This window comes from Prosthecobacter sp. GW821-HT29F12 (genome assembly GCF_058803405.1).
Genome location: NZ_CM179517.1, coordinates 4,870,117 through 4,890,098 on the forward strand (window position 1 = coordinate 4,870,117; position 19,982 = coordinate 4,890,098).

General features: G+C 58.1%; 18 protein-coding genes and 1 pseudogene. 10 read left to right on the forward strand and 9 right to left on the reverse strand.

The genetic code is table 11. The features are described 5' to 3' along the window. Window positions 1-83: 83 nt before the first annotated feature. Together AC3RLQ_RS20060 and AC3RLQ_RS20065 are read right to left on the reverse strand one after the other, a co-directional pair. Window positions 84-1,196 (reverse strand): fatty acid desaturase, encoded by a 1,113-nt coding sequence (locus AC3RLQ_RS20060; protein WP_493030420.1) that lies wholly within the window; start codon window positions 1,194-1,196, stop codon window positions 84-86. 225 nt (window positions 1,197-1,421) lie between these two features. Further along, the gene (locus AC3RLQ_RS20065; protein WP_493030421.1) at window positions 1,422-2,798 is read right to left on the reverse strand and encodes a sulfatase-like hydrolase/transferase; all 1,377 of its coding nucleotides are present in this window, start codon (window positions 2,796-2,798) and stop codon (window positions 1,422-1,424) included. Between the two features lie 148 nt (window positions 2,799-2,946). Between AC3RLQ_RS20065 and AC3RLQ_RS20070 the strand changes: the two genes are divergently transcribed. Further along, a complete protein-coding gene (locus tag AC3RLQ_RS20070) occupies window positions 2,947-3,171 on the forward strand; it encodes a hypothetical protein (protein ID WP_493030422.1) in 225 nt (74 codons plus the stop codon). Beyond that, on the forward strand, window positions 3,168-3,581 hold the full coding sequence (locus tag AC3RLQ_RS20075; protein WP_493030423.1) for an HNH endonuclease: 414 nt from the start codon (window positions 3,168-3,170) through the stop codon (window positions 3,579-3,581). The genes AC3RLQ_RS20070 and AC3RLQ_RS20075 overlap by 4 nt, the downstream gene beginning before the upstream one ends. Before the next feature lie 145 nt (window positions 3,582-3,726). Here AC3RLQ_RS20075 and bamJ read toward each other — a convergent pair. After that, window positions 3,727-4,110: pseudogene (bamJ, locus tag AC3RLQ_RS20080) on the reverse strand (BamJ family beta-barrel-assembly machinery protein); the annotation flags it as partial. A 430-nt stretch (window positions 4,111-4,540) separates the two neighbouring features. Here bamJ and AC3RLQ_RS20085 point away from each other — a divergent pair. Continuing rightward, window positions 4,541-6,118 carry a glycerol-3-phosphate dehydrogenase/oxidase gene (locus tag AC3RLQ_RS20085; protein WP_493030424.1) on the forward strand — a complete coding sequence of 526 codons (1,578 nt, stop codon included), beginning with the start codon at window positions 4,541-4,543 and terminating at the stop codon, window positions 6,116-6,118. A 45-nt stretch (window positions 6,119-6,163) separates the two neighbouring features. Here the strand turns inward: AC3RLQ_RS20085 and AC3RLQ_RS20090 are convergent, their stop codons facing one another. Together AC3RLQ_RS20090 and AC3RLQ_RS20095 are read right to left on the reverse strand one after the other, a co-directional pair. Next, complete coding sequence (locus AC3RLQ_RS20090; RefSeq protein WP_493030425.1) at window positions 6,164-6,613, reverse strand: hypothetical protein; 450 nt, start codon at window positions 6,611-6,613, stop codon at window positions 6,164-6,166. A 1-nt stretch (window position 6,614) separates the two neighbouring features. Beyond that, complete coding sequence (locus AC3RLQ_RS20095; RefSeq protein WP_493030426.1) at window positions 6,615-6,842, reverse strand: DUF350 domain-containing protein; 228 nt, start codon at window positions 6,840-6,842, stop codon at window positions 6,615-6,617. A 235-nt stretch (window positions 6,843-7,077) separates the two neighbouring features. Between AC3RLQ_RS20095 and AC3RLQ_RS20100 the strand changes: the two genes are divergently transcribed. Continuing rightward, window positions 7,078-7,821, forward strand: coding sequence for a peptide arginase family protein (locus AC3RLQ_RS20100; protein ID WP_493030427.1), 744 nt, complete (start codon window positions 7,078-7,080; stop codon window positions 7,819-7,821). 122 nt (window positions 7,822-7,943) lie between these two features. Further along, window positions 7,944-9,371: an SEFIR domain-containing protein gene (locus AC3RLQ_RS20105; RefSeq protein ID WP_493030428.1), complete on the forward strand. Its 1,428-nt coding sequence runs from the start codon at window positions 7,944-7,946 to the stop codon at window positions 9,369-9,371. A gap of 121 nt (window positions 9,372-9,492) precedes the next feature. Here AC3RLQ_RS20105 and AC3RLQ_RS20110 read toward each other — a convergent pair whose 3' ends face one another. Further along, on the reverse strand, window positions 9,493-10,452 hold the full coding sequence (locus AC3RLQ_RS20110; protein WP_493030429.1) for a TIR domain-containing protein: 960 nt from the start codon (window positions 10,450-10,452) through the stop codon (window positions 9,493-9,495). A gap of 332 nt (window positions 10,453-10,784) precedes the next feature. Between AC3RLQ_RS20110 and AC3RLQ_RS20115 the strand changes: the two genes are divergently transcribed. Then, on the forward strand, window positions 10,785-11,417 hold the full coding sequence (locus AC3RLQ_RS20115) for a YajG family lipoprotein (protein WP_493030431.1): 633 nt from the start codon (window positions 10,785-10,787) through the stop codon (window positions 11,415-11,417). 1,474 nt (window positions 11,418-12,891) lie between these two features. Here AC3RLQ_RS20115 and AC3RLQ_RS20120 read toward each other — a convergent pair. Then, window positions 12,892-15,495, reverse strand: coding sequence for a protein kinase domain-containing protein (locus AC3RLQ_RS20120; protein ID WP_493030432.1), 2,604 nt, complete (start codon window positions 15,493-15,495; stop codon window positions 12,892-12,894). A 127-nt stretch (window positions 15,496-15,622) separates the two neighbouring features. On the opposite strand from AC3RLQ_RS20120, the gene AC3RLQ_RS20125 reads away from it, so the two are divergent. The 4 genes from AC3RLQ_RS20125 to AC3RLQ_RS20140 all read left to right on the forward strand — a co-directional run bounded on the left by AC3RLQ_RS20125 (window position 15,623) and on the right by AC3RLQ_RS20140 (window position 18,042). Next, the gene (locus AC3RLQ_RS20125; protein ID WP_493030434.1) at window positions 15,623-16,801 is read left to right on the forward strand and encodes a Gfo/Idh/MocA family protein; all 1,179 of its coding nucleotides are present in this window, start codon (window positions 15,623-15,625) and stop codon (window positions 16,799-16,801) included. Between the two features lie 105 nt (window positions 16,802-16,906). Continuing rightward, on the forward strand, window positions 16,907-17,104 hold the full coding sequence (locus AC3RLQ_RS20130) for a hypothetical protein (protein ID WP_461527577.1): 198 nt from the start codon (window positions 16,907-16,909) through the stop codon (window positions 17,102-17,104). After that, window positions 17,101-17,394, forward strand: a complete 294-nt coding sequence (locus AC3RLQ_RS20135) for a type II toxin-antitoxin system RelE/ParE family toxin (protein ID WP_493030435.1) — start codon at window positions 17,101-17,103, stop codon at window positions 17,392-17,394. Before AC3RLQ_RS20130 ends, AC3RLQ_RS20135 begins: the two co-directional genes overlap by 4 nt. A gap of 75 nt (window positions 17,395-17,469) precedes the next feature. Next, window positions 17,470-18,042 (forward strand): acyl carrier protein phosphodiesterase, encoded by a 573-nt coding sequence (locus AC3RLQ_RS20140; protein WP_493030436.1) that lies wholly within the window; start codon window positions 17,470-17,472, stop codon window positions 18,040-18,042. A gap of 214 nt (window positions 18,043-18,256) precedes the next feature. On the opposite strand, the gene AC3RLQ_RS20145 is transcribed toward AC3RLQ_RS20140, so the two are convergent. Both AC3RLQ_RS20145 and purE read right to left on the reverse strand, forming a co-directional pair. Next, window positions 18,257-19,402, reverse strand: coding sequence for a 5-(carboxyamino)imidazole ribonucleotide synthase (locus AC3RLQ_RS20145; protein WP_493030437.1), 1,146 nt, complete (start codon window positions 19,400-19,402; stop codon window positions 18,257-18,259). Continuing rightward, complete coding sequence (gene purE, locus AC3RLQ_RS20150) at window positions 19,399-19,920, reverse strand: 5-(carboxyamino)imidazole ribonucleotide mutase (RefSeq protein ID WP_493030438.1); 522 nt, start codon at window positions 19,918-19,920, stop codon at window positions 19,399-19,401. The genes AC3RLQ_RS20145 and purE overlap by 4 nt, the downstream gene beginning before the upstream one ends. Between the last annotated feature and the right edge of the window lie 62 nt (window positions 19,921-19,982).

The window sequence follows — 19,982 nt, forward strand, 5'->3', positions numbered from 1 at the left end:
TAATTTTGCACTGAAGCGCATAGAAATGAAAACACCGCAGCCGTGAAGCCGCGGTGTCAAAAATTCGGTTTACTCAGCAGCCCTCAAGACATCCCCGAACCAATCTCGCTCGGCGAAGGCAGATCCGCCGGATCCACTTCCTCCACCTTCGCTGCAGCCACCGGGTGCGCATAGCGCTGGCGGTACTCCTTCCAGGAGATCAGCTTGCGGTCGCTCTCATCCCAGATCCGCAGATTCATGCACTTCAGGCTCTCCCAGAACGTCAGCGGCTTGATCGAATAAAACAGCGGATGCGAGTTATGGCACTTCTCCAGGTAGTAGTTCGGAATCCGTGAGCTCAGATGGTGGATGTGGTGGAAACCAATGTTCCCCGTGAACCACTGCAGGATCTTCGGCAGCTTGTAAAACGAGCTCCCCTCCAGTGCAGCCGTCGTGTAGTCCCACTCCTCCTTGTGCTCCCAGTACACATCCTCGTACTGGTGCTGCACATAAAACATCCAGATCCCCGCCATCCCCGCAAACATCGTCACCGGCAGCTGCATCAGCACGTAGTTCTTGAAGCCAAACACATAGCTCAGGCCCACAATCATGAGCACCAGCGCCACGTTCATCATCATCACCGACTTGCGGTCCTTCCCCTTCGCACGCGGCGAAGGAAAACGCTGATGGATCAAAAACAGCGCCAGCGGCCCCACCACAAACAGCGTGATCGGATTGCGGATCAGCTTGTAAAAGAAGCGCCGCGTCGGGCTCGCCTCCTGGTACTCCTTCACCGTCATCGTCCAGATGTCCCCGTCGCCACGGCGGCTCAGGTCACCCGACGTCTGGTGGTGCACCGAGTGCTGCCACGTCCAGTGCAGATACGGCGTAAAAGTCAGCATCCCGCTGATGAAGCCCAGCACGCTGTTCGCCCGCTTCGACTTGAAAAACGACCCATGACCACAGTCATGAAACATGATGAAAACACGCACCAGCAGCAGCCCCGTCACCGCCGCGATCGCCAGCGTCACCCAGTAGGAAGTGTGGCTCAGGCTCCAAAACATCGCCCACCACAGCAGCGCATACGGGACGAAAGTGTTGATGATCTGCCAGGTGGCACGCGGAATGGAAGGAACTGTGAAAGGGGCGACAATTTTTTTCCATTCGGAAATCGTGGCCTGGGGCTTGGATGATGTCATCTCAGGGGCGCTGCTCATAGTTGGGTGGAGACCTCTTATATACCACATCTCCCGCATTCGTCCCACACTCAATTTGTTAAAAAACTCTCATTTATGGCGGATTCTTGACAGTTTCTTGCCATCTAAACACCTCAAATTGAGCTAACTAAATTCAAACCCGCACACACCCCGCCTTTTTGGGAACCGCCGTCGCGCAGCGAACCCCCTCCGCGTCCCCAAATTTCCCCCGGCAGCCCAGCCCGCTCAGTAATCCCGAAACGGCCCCCGCGCCTCGCTCCCATCCATCTCCTTTCGCCACCCCGCAAACCTCTCCCTCATCATCTTCACCACCTCCGGCCTCTCTCCGCTCAGGTCCTTCTTCTCCCCCAGATCCGTGCTTAAATCATACAGCCCGCCCCCCTTCCCCGACTCCACCCACTTCCAGTTCTCCACCCGCGCCGCCTTGTCCCCGCGCCTCTGCCAAAACATCTCCTTCCGGGGCGATTTCACCTCACCCCGCAGCACCGGCAGCAGATCAAACCCGTCCAGCTTCACCCCCTCCGGCCCCTTCGCACCCGCCGCCGCCAGCAGCGTCGGCACCAGCTCCAGCGAAGTAATGAATTCATCCGTCACCTTCCCCGCCGGCACCTTCCCGCCCGGCCAGCGCAGGATGAAAGGCACCCGCAGTCCCCCCTCCCACATCGTGCTCTTCTGCCCCCGCAGCGGCGCATTCCCCCCGTTCCCGCTGCCCCCGTTGTCAGACAAAAACACCACCAGCGTGTTCTCCGTCTGCCCCGCCTTCTCCACCGCCTCCAGCACCGCGCCGATCGCCTCATCCATGCACGTCACCGCCCCGCAGTAGCGCGCCAGCTTCTCATCCTTCACCTTCCCCCGATACATCGCCACGTACCTCTCCGGCGCCTGCACCCCTTCCGCCACCTTCTTCCCGCCCTCCTCCGTCCCCTCGCCAAAGCTCGACGCCCCATGCGGCGCGTTGAAAGCCAGGTACAAAAAGAACGGCTTCCGCCCCGCCTGCTCATTCACAAACCGCAGCGCCTCCCGCCGAAACACCTCCGTCACATACGTCCCCTTGTCCTCCTCCGTCCGCTCATTCCCCCGGAACAGCGAAGGCACCCCGTACCGCTCATGCGTGTAGTAGTCGATCCCGTTGTTCCCGTGCCCGTAGAAGAAATCAAAGCCCCGCTGCAGCGGTAGGAAGCGCTTCGCCTGCCCCATGTCCCACTTCCCCACGCAGCCCGTCACATAGCCCGCCTTCCGCATCATGTCCCCCAGCGTCACCTCCCGCACGTCCAGCCCCAGCGTCATCTCCGGAGACACCGCATACTCCTCCGCATCATACTTGTGCCCATAGTTCACCAAGTCATTCCGCACCATATCATAGAGCCCGTTCCGCTGCGGATACCGCCCCGTCAGAATGCTCCCCCGCGACGGCGTGCACGCCGGCCACGTCACATAAAAATTCGTCCCCCGCACCCCCTGCGCCGCCAGCCTGTCCAGGTTCGGCGTCACCAGCGGCTTGCTCCCAATGCACCCCAGATCCGGATACCCCTGATCATCACTCACAATCAAAACCACATTCGGCTGCCCCGCCAAATCGGTGCCCACCAACAGCCACAACACGCAAAAACAAAAAGCCGCAAATCGCATCCACATCCCCCCATAACGCAGCCCCACCCCCATCCTAGCAGCCTCTTCTTGCCCCCCTCTGCCTGCCTGGGCGGCAGTTCATCGGTCATTGACAAAACAAGCCCGTCTTCGATTTTGCCCCATGCCCGCCACCATTCCCGCACCAGAGACATGGATTCGCTCCATCGGTGATTTGCGGCTGCCGCCCGAAACGGACCGGCACCTCCAGGAACTGATGGACCTCAACAACGACGGTCTCCTGCAGCCCGCGCAAAAGCAGGAACTCGCCGCCCTCGCGGCATGGAGCGAGGAAGTTTCCCTGCTCCGCGCCGAGGCCCTGCAACTCCTGGGTCATCGTCCAGCATGAGCCTGCCGGCTTCACTGGCAGACTTGGTCAAGGCGCGCGCAGGCGGCCGCTGCGAATACTGCCGGATGAGCCAGTCGCTTCAGGGAGCCACGTTTCATTTCGAGCATGTGGTACCACGCACCTGCGGTGGCGGCACCGTGCCCGAAAACCTGGCCCTCGCCTGTCCCGGCTGCAATCTCCACAAATCAGACCGCTCTCACGCCACTGATCCCGACACCGGTCTCTCCGCGCCGCTTTACCATCCACGCCAGCACCTCTGGTCGGATCATTTCGCCTGGCAGGAAACCCGCCTCATGGGCCTCACCCCCACGGGCCGGGCCACCATCAGAGCGCTCGACCTGAACCATCCACGCCGCCTGCGCATCCGCTCCGCCGAAGCCCTCTTCGACCTCTTCCCGCCGACTGGCTAGTTCATACCGCCCCCTCTGCCTCTCTGCTCCTCTGCGGCAAAACCGAACGTCCCAGCGCCATCTCACCACCCACGTCGCTCCCAAAAAAAACCGGGCGGCACCACAGCACCGCCCGGCAAAAAAAGCACTCAGTCTCAGCAAGACCTCACTTCACCTTGATCAGCTCCACATCGAAAATCAGCGCCTCATTCGGCCCGATGTCACGCCCCGCGCCACGCGGGCCATACGCCAGCTTCGAAGGAATGTAGAAGCGATACTTCGCCCCCTCCTGCATCAGCTGCACACCTTCCGTCCAGCCCGCGATCACGCGGTTCAGCGGAAACTCGATCGACTCCTTGCGGCGGTAGCTGCTGTCAAACACCGTCCCATCAATGAGCGTCCCCTCGTAGTGCACTTCCACCGTATCCGTCGCCTTCGGGCTCTTCCCCGTCCCCGGCGTGATCACCTTGTACTGCAGACCGCTCGCGGTCACCGTCACGCCTTCCTTCTTGGCGTTGTCTTCGAGAAATTTTTCACCTTTGGCAAGAGCGATGTCGGACATGGAATGTGTGTAAATGAGGGTTGGTAAAACAGGAACCAAAACCCTAGCACCCCCCTCCCACTTGTCGACCCCCGAATGCACCCCGCCGCACAACCATCCCGGCAGTCTCCCCTCCCCCTCCACCGCTCCGCGCCCCTCAACAGCCCACTGCACCACGGAACTTCGCAAAGGCGTCAGCAAAGTGGTCCGCACACTCCGTGTGCGGTTCCCGCCCCCCCACCGCAAGCAAGCTCTCCTCCCTTCAAAGCTCCGTCAGCATCATTCAATCTCCGCCCCCTCTGCTACCTCCGCCCCTCTGCGGCAAAACCGAACGTCCCACCCCCTCCCTGTCTCCTCGCCCCCATCTCCCATCTCCCATCTTCCCCCCCCCCTTCACTCCGCGCTTCCCTTCCTCCCACGCCCTCCCTAAACTCCCCCCATGAACCGCGAGCGCCTCTTCTCCCAGCTCACCGCCCACTCCGGCCCCTTTGACATCGCCATCATCGGCGGCGGCGCCACCGGCCTCGGCGCCGCCGTCGATGCCGCCTCCCGCGGCCACTCCGTCGTCCTCATCGAGCAGTCCGACTTCGCCAAAGGCACCTCCTCCCGCAGCACCAAGCTCGTCCACGGCGGCGTCCGCTACCTCAAGCAGGGCAATGTCTCCCTCGTCCTCGAAGCCCTCCGCGAGCGCGGCCTCCTCGTCCGCAACGCCCCCCACCTCGTCCACAGCCTCCCCTTCGTCATCCCCAGCTACCACTGGTGGGAGGGCCCCTTCTACGGCATCGGCATGAAGGTCTACGACACCCTCGCCGGCCAGCTCGGCCTCGAGCCCTCACGCTCCCTCTCCCGGGAGGACATGATCCAGCTCCTCCCCACCCTCGAAACCGAAGGCCTCTCCGGCGGCGTCGTTTATCACGACGGCCAGTTCGACGACGCCCGCCTCGCCATCCACCTCGCCCGCACCGCCGTCGATCACGGCGCCATCGTCCTCAATCACACCCGCGCCTGCGGCCTCATGAAGGAGAAAAACGGCCACATCATCGGCGTGAAGGCCGAGTGCGTCGAATCCGGCCACCAGTACGAAATCCGCGCCCACTGCGTCATCAACGCCACCGGCGTCTTCGTCGATGCCATCCGCCACATGGACGACTCCAAGGCCGAAAACATCGTCGCCCCCAGCCAGGGCGTCCACCTCGTCCTCCCCCGCGAGTTCCTCCCCGGAGACTCCGCCATCATGATCCCCAAGACCGACGACGGCCGCGTCCTCTTCGCCGTCCCCTGGCACGGCCGCGTCATCATCGGCACCACAGACACCCCCGTCCACCACACCTCCCTCGAGCCCCGCGCCCTGCCAGACGAAATCGCCTTCCTCATGCAGCACGCCGCACGCTACCTCACGCGCGATCCCCACCCCTCCGACGTCCTCAGCATCTACGCAGGCCTCCGCCCCCTCGTCGCCATGAAGGAAAAAGACGGCCACTCCGGCACCACCGCCGCCCTCTCCCGGGATCACACCATCCTCGTCGCAGACTCCGGCCTCATCACCATAACCGGCGGCAAATGGACCACCTACCGCCGCATGGCCGAAGACGTCATCGATCACGCCGAAATGGTCGGCGGCTTCGGCATGCGCCACTGCATCACCCCCGGCCTCATGATCCACGGCTCCGCCACCGTCCTCGATCCCCACGATCCCCTCGCCGTCTACGGCAGCGATGCCACCGAGATCCGCGCCCTCGCCCACCAGCAGCCCGAACTCGCCGGCAAAGTCCACCCCCGGCTCGATGTCACCTGCGCCGAAGTCATCTTCCACACCCGCCACGAAATGGCCTTGTCAGTGGAGGACGTCCTCGCCCGCCGCAGCCGCAGCCTCCTCTTCGATGCCCAGGCCTCCATGTCCGCCGCCCCCCGCGTCGCCGCCCTCATGGCCACCGAACTCCACTGGACCCCCGCCCGCACCGCCCACGAAATCGACCACTTCCAAAAACTCGCCATCGGCTACATTCTGGAGGGCTAAACACAGAAATCTCACCCACACCTTCCTTGGGGGTAAATACTTATTTCAATGCTGATAGCAGTACGAACGGCCCGCTTGGGCAAGACGAGAACAACGATATCCCTTCTTGGTCGTCGCTGCGCACTGGTGTCTAACACCTGAAGAAGTGTCATTGCTAGAGGAGGCAGCTGGAATTGGTGGAGTGACCGGCGCAGCGGGTGCAACCGATTGGTAAAGACGCGAAGGCCGATAATCATTTTCAGGCACTTTGGGTGCACCCGCCACCGTCCACGCTTGGTCGTATTTGGCCTGTTCAAACCCCCATGTGTACAGATCGGGCAGAGGGATGCGCGAATAATCCACAAACAAAATACCACCCTCATGCATCACTCGAATGCCTATGTCGGTTTTCTCCCGGAGCTTGATGTCACGGAGAACCGTGCCATCCCGAAGGGTAAGATCCTGGGCTATCGCAATCCCAAAAGCAAAAAACAAAATAAAGGCGAGGGCTTTCATATCAATGTCCGGGTGCCACGGCGGAGGAAACAACAATCGCAAATGCGATGATGACTGCCGCCATCACAATTGCCACGGCTACATTTCCTTTTTTGAGTTCTTCCCACTCATCAATAGGCGTGATCCAGTTCCACACTTTCACGAGTATGGTGAGAGCCAGTGACATCATTAAAGCACCGGCGATGCCATAACCAAACATCAGGAGAAAATTATAAAGCAAAGGGTCCATGGTTTATGTGAATTTCAGGCTGTTGACGGCGATTTTTACCACGTTTAAATGATATTCCGCAATACAAATTTATATTATTACGTCGACGAACATGCTATTACAACCATAGAGAAAGTCATGATCGAGTTCGACTCCGTCAGTGACCGATCACGTGAGCTAGCAGGACACAGAATTAAAACCGATGCGCACTTCAAATCTCCAATCAGGAATCGATTCTCCCTCAAAAGAGCCCACTATGAAACCTCATTCCATCCTCGGTGGAGTGCCTGTCTACGTATTCGAGCGACACTCTGAAGCGATAATACCTTGGGCTCAGGCACGCCGCACGGTGGAAGTTGCCCCGCTTCTTTTAACTATAGACCGCCATACCGACACACTGCCGGCGTTTTTGCGCTGGTCACATTGGCACTCAGAGTGCCAAAGCAAACAACGCACCTCGAACGAGATAGCTGCTGAGCGAGTCAGAAATTTAAACTATTGTTGTGTGAACAGCGTTGCTGCTGCCGCCAGTGATCTATGGCACGACGAACATATTCGAGCCGCGTTGGATTCGGACATTATAAGCGAGGCCTTCGTGCTCGCGCATGATTCACCATCGAATGATCAAAGAGTGCCGCATATCCACTATCTGTTGGGACACTGTTTGCCGAATTGCACGAAACGTCCACACGATGAGGAATGCGATCGCTTGCTATGTGACGCTGCTATCGAAGACGACTTGCTAGCTGCTACAGTCAGAGACTCTATAAATAGAGACTATATCTTCGATATTGATCTAGATTATTTTCGGACAAATCAAGCACTTAATCCATCAAACCATACGCGCTTTGATCGATTAATTAGAGAAGCTCTATGCATTACAATCGCTACGGAACCCGAATATGTCACTGAAGGAAAGATTGACGACGAGGTGAATGCAGAAAATTCCCTTGCGCGAATACTTCAATTAATCAATGAGGCTTGCAATAGTCGGCCCTAAATTGGTATCATGGTACTTGCCGCCGTTGCGACGTCTCGTTTTCTCGGGCTCAACACGGCCCAGATAAATACCTCGACAATGCCATCATTCATTCCTTACGTAGCATGTGACCAGACGTGATTATGCCTGCCAAAGCATTTATATCTTATAGTTGGAGTTCTGACGCACATTGCGAAATGGTTCGCAACTGGGCTGATCGCCTAATTTCTGACGGTGTGGAAATTCTCCTCGATCAATACGATTTAAAAGAGGGGCATGACACCAATTATTTCATGGAGAAAATGGTGACCGACCCAAGTGTAACTCACGTGTTAATGATTTGTGATCGCGTCTACACCGCAAAGGCTGATGGCAGAAAATCTGGCGTTGGAACAGAATCACAAATCATCTCTCAGGAAGTATATAAACAGGTCGAACAATCTAAGTTCATTCCCATCATTTGCGAGATCTCCGAATCTGGTGAGCCATTTCTTCCCACTTTTGTCAAAACACGCAAGTGGATAAATTTTTCTTCCCCTGAACTCGTAAACAGCAACTGGGAACAGCTAGTTCGAGCAATTTATGGTAAACCGCTCTTCCAAAAACCGGCGCTCGGTAAGATGCCATCTTACATAGAGCAAGATGATTCGCTTCCAACAAGCCCAGCACGCGCAAAATTTGAATCATTAAGACAAGCAATTTCTCATGGGCGTTCTGGACTTAATCCTTATAGACAGGATTTTTTAGATCTTTGCTACGAATATATTGACTCTCTCAGAGTTCGCTCAGCTCCGAATACATCTGACTTCGGGCAAAAAGTTTTTGATACACTCAATCTTCTAAGCCCGATTCGCGATGTGATTGTTGATTGGGTTTTAATCGAAGCAGCTCAGCCCCCCAAAGGGGAATTCGAAGAACATCTTTCCCAAATGCTTGAGAAGCTGCTAGTATTGAAGGCAAAACCGCAAGAAGTAACCTCTTGGAACGACAACTGGTTTGAGGCTCATCGTCTTTTTGCGTACCAAGTATTCCTTTATATTATAGCAGGCCTGTTGCGAGTGGGCAGGTTTGATCTGCTTAGAGATTTATTTTTCACACACTACTTTGTGGAAGATCAAGATTCGACACCGAATGGATTCGATACATTCGACATTTTCTACGCCTCCTCCAATACATTGAAGTCGGTTCTAGGGGCGAATCTTCTTAGCCCAGCGGCAGAACTGCTAAAACGTCAGGCCAATAGAGGAGACCTACCTTTCGATGCAATCATGCAAGCGGATTTGCTATGCTTGATGGCAGCATCGATAAATCCAGATGCCAGATGGTATCCCCAAACACTCTATTATTGCGGCTACGGTAGAAAATTCCCGTTTTTCATTAGGGCTACACAGCATAAACACTTCCAGAAACTGGCGGAAATCACGGGGTTAAAGAGCGGCGAAGAATTAAGGTCTAAGATCAAAGCGGGTTTTGAACGTTTGGGGGTAACCAAATGGTCAGATTTTAACTTTTATGCCCATGTTTCCTTCTGGGATGCTCTAAATATGGATAAACTAGATACTATTAATTGAGGAGATGCGCCCGTAGCCATCTGCACACATCTGAACTCTTCACACACTTGCATTCTACCTCGAAGCTAAGGCTCAATTGATTGCCCGGAAATTGATGCGGGCAACTTATCAAACCTTCACTCTAAGCTGGAACATCGCCCGTGTTAGGTGACAAAATAAACTCGTTGTCTTTCAACCATTTTTCGACCTGCGCTGGCATCGTGCCAGAAATGTTCTGAGGATCGAAAGGCTTGTAGAGTTGACCAACAAGGTCGGTGGGTAAACTGGGTAACGTCTTATCTTTCAAAAGTAGCACTTTCCTACCCATTCCCATGAGGTATCCGACTTCCAGTGAAACATTGGGATTAAAATCATTGCTTGTGATCCGTTCGAAAACGGCAATCCCGAAATCGCAGGCATGCATGTAGGTGCGGATGTTGCCGTAAAGATTGTCAGTATACTCTTTGTCATCCGCTCGCAGGGCTATGATATTATGGCCGGCCAACACGTTTTTAAGAGTTTCCACAATAGCTTCGTGGGCGGGCGTTGATTGAAAGGACATCACAACGAAAGCCGTCTTTTGACCAGGAGGAAAGTCTCTTCTAAAAGACTCTATTCCCGAAAATATTTCGGGAGGATGTTCAGTTTGCCGCATCGACCTAAACCTTCTCATATCTTTAAAATAAATCTGAACATTTTTCAATTGATCATTTATTAACCCGTTAACATCAGCATTGGTGCTATGTGCCCAGTCGTAAACCACATTTCCAACCTGGGCTTCGAGCGCTTCAATGGCACGCGTTCGATCAACCTTCCCTGGTACCTTTTGATAAATAATGTGATTATCGCCACCCATGTCGATAAAATAATACTGAATCATTGCATCCGATTCAATCACGTGAAGGCGCGAACTGCGCATGACATCAATGTCCGACAGTGGGATTTTAAGCAAACGAGCTTCCCGTTTGAGATGAAACGCAAACTCCTTTCCAACTATAGAAATTTGCTCTTTGAGCTCTTTGGGAAGTCCGCCAGAGGTGCGAAATAGGCCACCAGGATGTTCGAAGTAATGAATCAACGACATGCGGTTGTAATTACCCATCCTTAACGCATCCGCAATGCTCAAGTCCTTTGAGAGCCTAAGAATACAGAGAGAACAGATCCAAAAGAAACATTTCTGCATTTTGCAAACCTGCGGTGCGAAAAATCGGCCCAGCCAAGCCACTCGCATCTCCCTCCCGTCCCCTGGATCACCTCCCCATCCAAAATCAGCGCCTCCTTCGGCCCGCTCTCCCGTCCCGCCCATCCGAGTTCCGTGTATTCAGTGTTTTCCGTGGTTGATCCAATCTGGTGCCTTTATCAGCGTCTGATCAGCGGTTAAAAAATCTTCTGCATTGACACCAATTGAACAATCCAATTAAGAATAATGCCACAATGAAAATCCTCCGTCTGGCCCTTGTCCTTCTCCCATGCCTGTTCGCTAGCTGCGTTCTGGGTCGTCGCACCATCAATCCCGCCATACCTGCGGCGCAGCATCCTCCTGCCAAAGGAACCGTCACCATCGCGTCCATCCACGATGTGCGTGTTTTTCAAAACAATCCCTCGGACCCCCGGACGCCTTCGATCAACGGCGACCACAATGCCATGAATGCTGCGGATAAGGCGCGGATGGTAGGCCGCCAGCGCAATGGCTTCGGCAAGGCGATGGGAGACATCGCCCTTCCCGCAAGTCAGAGCGTCCAGACGAAAGTGCGTGACCTGCTCGCCGAAGCCTTTGCCCGCCGCGGCTATGCCCTCGCCCCCTCCAGTGGCAACCGCGCCACTGCCAACGTTCAGCTTTTCTGGGCGTGGTTCACGCCAGGCATGTGGTCGCTCGGGTTCGAGTCCATCATTCAATGCAACGTCACCGTGAGCAAAGGCGGCACCACCCGCACCTTCACAGTCAAAGGTCATGGCGAAAACTCCGGACAGGTGGCCAGCAACACCAACTGGAACCAGGCCTACGAAGATGCCTTTGAGAAAGTCCTGGCTGATCTGGACGCACAGCTTCAGGCCGCCGGATTCTAACTTTCCCCTCATCTGGCAGCGATGGAGATCACGCGCGCGCTCCATCGCTCCAGTTCGGAAGCATTGAAACACGTCCCCAGGATCACCTCCCCATCCAAAATCAGCGCCTCCAAGATTCCATCTTGCCCTTCGAAGCTCGCCAGCCCGTAGGCCTGTCCTTCGTAGCTCAGCCAGCCCTTCGTAGCTTTAGCGAAGAACGGGTAGAGCGACGTGTCCTCCGTAGCTCGTAGAGCGAAGGGGGAAGAAGGAAGCTTTAGCGAAGGATGGATAGCGAAGAACGGGCCCGCCTCGGCCCGCTCTCCCGTCCCTCCCATCCGGGTTGACTGCGCTGCGCTTGCCCTCCGGGCAGCCTTCGGCTGTCTGTCTCACTTCGTTCGGCTCCGTGTATTCAGTGCATTGATTCGCTTCGCTCACCCTCCGGGCTCCTTTCAGTCGTCTGTCTCGCTCCGCTCGGCTCCGTGGCCGGATCCATCCCGACGGCATTTCTGAATCCCTTTATCAGCGTTTTATTAGCGTCATATCAGCGGTAAAAAAACCTCTCCTTCAAGCACCACCCCTCCGCGCCACCAACCGCCCTCCGGCCCCTCCTCCGTCGATTTCTTGGATCGGAAACCCTCGGTGAAAACGGTCAGGCTCTAACCGCTGATGTGACGCTGACATGACGCTAATAAAACCACACCATCCCACTTCAATCTCTGCTCCCTCTGCCTCTCTGCCCTCCCGATCCGGTTCCCTCCCCACTTCTGAAATCATTTGACCCCCAATGATTTTACCAAATCTCCGGCCCTCCCCCTTCGCCCCGCTGTCACGTCCCTCCCATCCGGGTTTCGTGCATTCAGTGCATTGATTCGCTTCGCTCACCCTCCGGGCTCCTTTCAGTCGTCTGTCTCGCTTCGCTCGGCTCCGTGGTCAATCCACTCCGGCCTCCGGGCACAAAGGAATCTTCCGGAACATTCCCTTGCTCCTTCATTCCTTTGCCAAAATTCAGCGCCTCCTTCGCCCCGCTGTCCCGTCCCACCCATCCGGGTTCCGTGTATTCAGTGTATTCCGTGGTCAATCCCATCCGGCGATTCCAGAACCCTTGGCTCATCATCAGTGTCAGTCAGTGTCTCCTCAGTGGTTAAAGACTCCGGCTCGGAACTCGGCCTGGCCCATCCTCACCTCAGCCTCCGCAGTGAAACCCAAAAGCCATTCCGGAACATTCCATTGCTCCTTCATTCCTTTGCCAAAATTCAGCGCGCCCTCCATCACCCTCAAACACCGCCAGCAACAGCAGCGTGTCAGAACCCCATCCCTAAAATCCTGTCCATTCTGCCCTCCTGTGAATCCTGTCCAAATCTCCTCCAAATCGTCCCCAAAACCTCCTCAACCGCAACCAACCTGCAAGATTGCCAGATTCGACACACAAAAACGTCCTCTGTCCATCCCCCGGCGCCATGACGATTCTTGACCTCCATCCGCCCCCTCTACCCCCTCATTTCGCCCCCTTGACCCCCGCCGCTTTCTCCCAGGCCCCCACCTCCTCCGGCACCGCCGCCGTCGGGCAGGCGGCCAGGACCGTCTTCCAGGTCTTGAGGGCGAAGTCGGCCATGTATTCGAGATAATCCGGCTCAAGCTGCGAGGAAGGCTCCGCCAGCGTCTGGCACCAGGCATCCCGCGCGTGGGCCATCGCGTCCTCAAAACGCTTCTGGCGCAGCCGGATGCGCGTCATTTCCCTCAAATCGTCCAAACGGTTCTTATAGGTGGCGTTGTGCTCCGCGTGGTTCTCATAGAGCTGGCGGTGCAGCTCCCAGGCCTCCTCAAGATGCCCGGCAGACTCCTGCGCCCCCGCCAGCGCCGCCAGCGCGCGGGTCATGAAGGTCTCATTGCCGCCCTGCTGCGCCACACGCAGGCCTTCCTTCGCCGCGGCGATGGCTGCGTCCGGTTGCTTCAAGCCGCGATAAGCAGCACTCTGCGCCTCAAACGCCACCTGCATGTCCTCCCGCAGCGTGTTGGCGCGGGCATCCTCCTGGGAGATGGCGGCCGTGCGCGTTTTGATGAGTTCGATGGCCTCCTGCGTGTGCTGGATGGCCTGATCATGCAAACGGGCGCGATTTTCGATCTCCGCCAGCCAGATGAGCTGATGCGGCAGATTGGGAGCGTCCGGCAGCTGCCGGAGTCGCTGCACCACCTCGCCATGCATTGCAGCAGCTCGCGCATGGTTGCCACGATGGATCATGAGTTCCACCAGCCGGATATCAAACTCCCACTGGTGCTTCCCCAGATCGCCATTCTGCTTCGCCAGGGCGATGCACTCCTGAATCTGCTTCTCAGCCGCATCAAACTCCCGCGCAGACTCCAGCGCCGCGGCGTTGATCATGAGCATGTCATGCAGCGCAGTTCCACGGAGCTGCTTCTGCCGCGCCTCCGCCACGGCCTCCGCACTGGCCTGCGCCGCATCTTGGCCACGGCGCAGCTTCGTCCATGCGCGCACCAGCATGCCCTGCGCCCGGAACCAGTTCTGGCTGCCCCGCCCCTCATGCTGCTCGATGTGCCTGCGCAGCGCTTTGAGCAGCTCCACCGCCTCGATCCGGGACCCGTGGTCCACGGCCATGATGAGGTGCTGAAAGGCGGCCTCACGTGCCGCCGGATTCTCCGGCCCCAGCCTTGCCGCCGAAAGCTCCGCCGTGCGCCGCAATGCCACAAGAGACAGCTTGCGGTCGCTCATGAGATCGAACAAACGGGCCACCTGGTTCATGAGCTCGATCTGCAGATCGGGATCCTGGCGCATGTCCTCGATGCGCTGCTGGCTGGTGATGAGCGCCAGCCGCAGGGCCTCGGGATTCCGGCCGTTGCGCACTTCCTCGGCGACTTCCTTGAGCAGACCGGTGAGGAATGAAGCGGACTCACGGCTGCGCAGCGCCTCGGACTCCGCCCGCCCCTGCGCCTCCCGGGCCAGCTTGGCCTGCCAGATGGCCACGCCTGCACCTGTGACCAATGCCAGCACGCTGAAGCAAGCGGCTGCAAAAGCCACGCGATGCCGTCTGATCCAGCGCGAGGCGATGTAGGACTTGCTGGGCGGATGCGCGGAGACGGGTGCGCCATCGAGGAAGCACTGCAAATCGGCGGCGAACTCGGCGGCGCTTTGGTAGCGGCGCTGGGGCTCTTTTTCCAGCGCACGCAGGGCGATCCAGTCGAGATCCGCCGGCAGCTTGGACACATCCATGCGCCTCTCTTGGGCGGGTGAGGACGCAGCAAGGATCGTGGTGGTGAAACTGGTGGAAGGACGCTGCGGATTTTTGTCGCGAATGATGCGCCAGAACTCCTGGCGGGTCTGGCCCTGCCGGGTGAGTTCGGCAAAGGGGGGGCTGCCGGTGAGCATTTCGTAGAGCACGGTTCCCAGTGCGTAGATGTCGCTCCGGGTGTCCACGCTGCCCACGTCTTCGATCTGCTCCGGAGACATGTACTGCGGCGTGCCGAGCACGAAATTCGCCTGCGTGGCGAAGGTCATGGCCTCGATGCCGCCGGACGCGAGCGCCTTGGCGATGCCGAAGTCGATGATCTTGGGCATGGGCCGCCCATCCACCTCGGTGACGAGGATGTTGGTGGGCTTCAGGTCGCGGTGGATGACCCCCTTCTGGTGCGCGTGCTGCACGCCACTGCAGACCTCCCGAAACAGCGTGATGCGCTCCCGTAGCGTCAAATGGTGCTCTTCACAAAACGCGGTGATGGGCCTGCCGCGCAGCAGTTCCATCACAAAAAAGGGCCGCCCGTCCGGGGACATGCCCGCATCCAGCATGGTGGCGATGCAGGGGTGCTCCATGGCGGCCAGCATGCGGCGCTCCTGATCAAAGCGGGCGAGGATCTGCCGCGAGTCCATGCCACGCTTCAGGAGCTTCAATGCCACCTCACGTCGCACGGGGTGCGTCTGTTCCGCCCGCCACACGAGGCCAAAGCCGCCTTCGCCCAGCTTTTCGATCAGCCGAAAGTCACCCAGGACATCGCCGGGCTTTTCATCGCCCGCCTCCAGGGGAGTCATGCCATCCTCCAGCAGGGCTGCTGCGGAGGTTGCTGAAAAGGCATGGGAGGCAGGAGGCATGAAGGAACTTTGAGTATCCTTAAGAACGCAGCATGATCCACCAAATCATACAGCGCGATCCACCAAATGATGCCGCGAGTACTTTGCTGCATTGACCAAGCCCCTCCTCGCGCTTCACTGCACCCGCATGACACCCCTTCATCAACTTCGCGCCGGCGTGATCGGCACCGGCTTCATTGGACCTGTTCATATTGAGGCACTTAAACGTCTCGGCGTGACCGTGAACGGCATCTGCGGCTCCACCAAAAGCGCACGCCAGGTGGGAAATCTGTGGGGCATCCCGGAAATCTACGGCGACTACGATTACGAGGCGATGTACACCAGCCCAAACATCGACGTGGTGCACATCACCTCCCCCAACAAGGTGCACGTGGAGCAGTGCCTGCATGCGCTGGAGATGGGCAAGCATGTGATCTGCGAGAAGCCGCTGGGCATGACCTCCAAGGACACGCAGCTCGTGGTGGATGCCGTGCGCAAGGGTGGCAAGAAGGGCCCGGTTTTTGCAGTGAACTACATGTGCCGCTTCTTCCCCGCCATCCTCCAGATGCGCGCCATGGTAGCACGAGGTGACCTCGGGAAGATCATCCACGTCCAAGGTCATTTCTTCCAGGACTGGCTGCTGCATGAAACCGACTACAACTGGCGCATCCTTTCCAGCGAAGGCGGCAAACTGCGCGCCGTGGGCGATGTGGGCACCCATTGGATCGACGCCGTCGGTTTCGTGCTCGGTGCCAAAACGCAGAGCGTCTTTGCCCACATTGAGACCTTTTACAAAACCCGCAAACGTCCGAAGGGCGAAGTGAAGACCTTTGCCAAGGTGGACCCGAAGAAGATGGTGGACTACCCGGTGGACACCGAGGATTTCGGCAGCGTGCTGCTCAAATTTGGCAAGGCGAAGCACGGTTTTGCAGATGGCGTGCATGCGAATGCAAGCATCTCGCAGGTGGCCGCAGGTTGGAAATGCAGCCTGAGCTTCGGCATCTACGGCACCAAGGGCAGCGTGCGCTGGGACCTGCAGCAGCCGAACGAAATCACGCTGGGCCGCCGCGATGAACCAAATCAAATCCTCCAGCGCGGCACGCCCGGATTCCTCGAAGACGTCGCCAACTACACCGACTACCCCCCCGGCCACGCCGAAGGCTTCAGCGACGGCCACAAAATGCACTACCGTGCCATTTACGAGCACATCGCCAGCGGCAAGCAGACCCCGGTCCTGTTTGCCACCGCCGAAGACGGCCACCACGAAATCAAACTGTGCGAGGCGATCTTGGAGAGCTCTGAGAAGAAGACGTGGGTGAAGGTGTAGGGCTCACGTTTTTGAGCGCGCGAAGCGTCGTGTCGTTGGCTTTCTGCAACCCTGGCGAGTTAAAGTGCGATCTTGAGAAATGCGCTAACAAGGGCATCTTAATTTATGAAAGCTAAGACCAAGGCAGTCAGCGCCAAGAACCAAGCTCGGAGGTTGATCGACAAGCTTCCCGCTTCTGCTTCATGGGATGACGTGATGCAGCAGATTTTTGTGCGTCAGAAAATCGAGGCCGGTCTTGCTGACTTGAATGCGGGCCGGCGTCATTCACAGGCCAGCATCAAACGCGAATTCGGGGTCGCGTGAATGTTTTCTGGTCCAGCCAGGCACGGAAGGATTTACGGGCCATAAGGTCCTACATCGCCAAAGATTCGGTGTTTTATGCGGATCGAATGGCAGCCAGAATCATCGAACGAACGGATGTTCTCGCTCTTCATCCGCAGGTGGGACATCCAGTCCATGAGGCACCGGATTTGGATGTGCGAGAAGTTCATGTAGCGTCTTACCGCATCATTTACCGGGTGCTTTTTGATGAGGTGGAAATCGTGACGCTGGTTCATTTTTCCCAGCTCTTAAATACGAAAAAGCTGCGCTAGTCCACTTCAGTCCAATCGAGGCATCTGAACATATGAAGGGCTCGATTTTCGCAGAAAATCGGTCATTCTGCTTCAATGAACTGGCTGGCCCATCTTTACTTGTCGGAGCCGGAGGTGGAGTTTCGGGTAGGGAATTTGCTGCCGGACTGGGTGGGGCCGTGGGAGATGGTGGGGCTGCCGGAGGGGTTTCAGCGGGGGATTGAGAGGCATCGGTCGATTGATGCGTTCACGGATGCGCATCCGCTGGTGAGGCGGAGTGTGAGGAGGTTTGAGAAGCCGTTTCGGCGCTATGGCGGGGTGCTGACGGATGTGTTTTATGATCACTTCCTGGCTAAGGGCTGGAATGTGCATAGCAAGGAACCGCTGGGAGAATTTGTGCACGGTTTTTATGACTCGGTGCAGCAGGTGCAGGAGCACATTCCCGCCGAGGCGTGCGCGGTGCTGGAGCACATGCGGACCGGGGACTGGCTGTGCTCCTATGCGACTTTGGAGGGGATCGAGACGACGCTGAGGCGGATGTCGCGGAGACTGCGGTTTCCGTTTGATCTGGCGGCTGCGGTAGCGGTGCTGGAGGAGCACTATGAAGGGTTTCGGGAGGACTTTGAGGTGTTTTTTCCCGAGGTGATTGCGGAGTGTTGCGGTGCGTGAGAGAGGCATGGCGCATGCGAGTGCGCGCCAGCGTCGTGGAGTGCGGTGACCGAGATGCAAGGCGCAAGCCTGCATCGGCGACACCGCTTTTGGCAGCCGGACGTGGTTTTTTCGGACTTTGCGCATTCTGCACCGGCTCGAAAGCGGTGTGGCGCTGCGCTTCCCACCGCACTCCACGACGCTGTCGCGTTCGCGAGCACGTGTCAGCTTTCGTTTATTCACCGATTCCCAAGGCCTTCCGGATGTCGAGAGCGTCGGCGAGGGCCTGGTCGATGGTGTCTCCGAGGACGGTGAAGTGGCCCATTTTGCGGCGGGAGCGGGCTTCGCGTTTGCCGTAGAGGTGGAGTTTGGCGCGGGGGTGATTGAGGACGGGGGACCAGTCGGGGTGGACGAGGGGGGCGGGCCAGACGTCGCCGAGGAGATTGATCATCACTGCGGGGGTGTGCTGGGTGGCATCGCCGAGGGGGAGGCCGCAGATGGCGCGCTGCTGCTGCTGGAACTGATTGGTGCGGCAGGCGTCGATGGTGTAGTGGCCGCTGTTGTGAGGCCGGGGGGCGATTTCGTTGACGATGACTTTTCCATCACTCGTCACGAACATTTCGACGGCCATGGTGCCGACGTAGTCGAGGCCTTCGGCGACGGCTTTCCACAATGCGATGGCTTGTTCAACGATTTGCGGTTCCACGCGTGCGGGTGCGATGGTGACGTCGAGGATGTGGTGGGTGTGCTGGTTTTCCACGCAGCCGTGGGTGGCCATGCTGCCATCGATGCCGCGGGCGCCGACGACGGAGACTTCGCAAACGAAGGTGACCCATTGCTCGACGACGGCGCGCTGGCCGGTGAAGCCGCTCCAGGCTTCGGCGAGGTTGGTTTCGGCGGTGACTTTGCACTGGCCTTTGCCATCGTAGCCAAAGGCGGCGGTTTTGATGACGCAGGGGCGGCCGAGTTCGGCGACGGCGGCTTCGAGTCCGGCGAGGTCGTCGATGACGCGGAAGGGGGCGCAGGCGATGCCTTGATCGCGGAGGAAGTTTTTTTCGCGCTCGCGGTGCTGGGTGGTGATGAGGGCCTTGGCACCGGGGCGCAGGGGTTTTACCGATTCGACGGCGGCGAGGCAAGTGCCGGGGATGTTTTCGAACTCGGCGGTGACGACATCGACCTGCTGCAGGAAGTTGTTCAGGGCAGCGGTGTTATCGTAGGCGGCGTTGATTTCGACGTCGGCGAACTGTCCGGCGGGGCAGCCCTGGGGTTCGTCGGTGAAGATGGCGATGCGATGGCCGGCGCGGCGGGCTTCAAGGGCGAGCATGCGGCCGAGCTGGCCGCCGCCGAGGACGCCGATGGTCGAAGGAGGCGGGAACTTCATGCCTTGGGTTCGACTTCGAGTTCCTTCTGGCTTTCGAGCACCTTTTGGGTCTGGCGCTCGCGGAAAGTTTTCAGTTTGGCGACGAGCTCGGGATTGTCGTTCGCGAGCATGGAGACGGCGAAGAGTCCGGCGTTCAGGGCGCCTGCATTGCCGATGGCGAAGGTGGCGACGGGGATGCCGCCGGGCATCTGGACGATGGAGTAGAGGCTGTCCACGCCGCTGAGGGCGCGGCTTTGCACGGGGACGCCGAGGACGGGGATGGTGGTCATGCTGGCGGTCATGCCAGGGAGGTGGGCGGCACCGCCGGCACCGGCGATGATGCACTTGAGGCCGCGGTCCGAGGCGGTGGTGGCGTAATCGTAGAGCAGCTGGGGGGTGCGGTGGGCACTGACGACTTTCTTTTCAAAGGGAATGCCAAAGTCGGTGAGCACCTGGGCGGCGTTTTGGAGGGTGGGCCAGTCGGAACTGGAGCCCATGATGATGCCCACGAGGGGCTTGCTGGCGGAAGGGGTGCTCATCGGGAAAGGGGGGCACGATGGCGGGCGGGATGGCCGGGCACAAATTTTTTCTGGCTCAGATT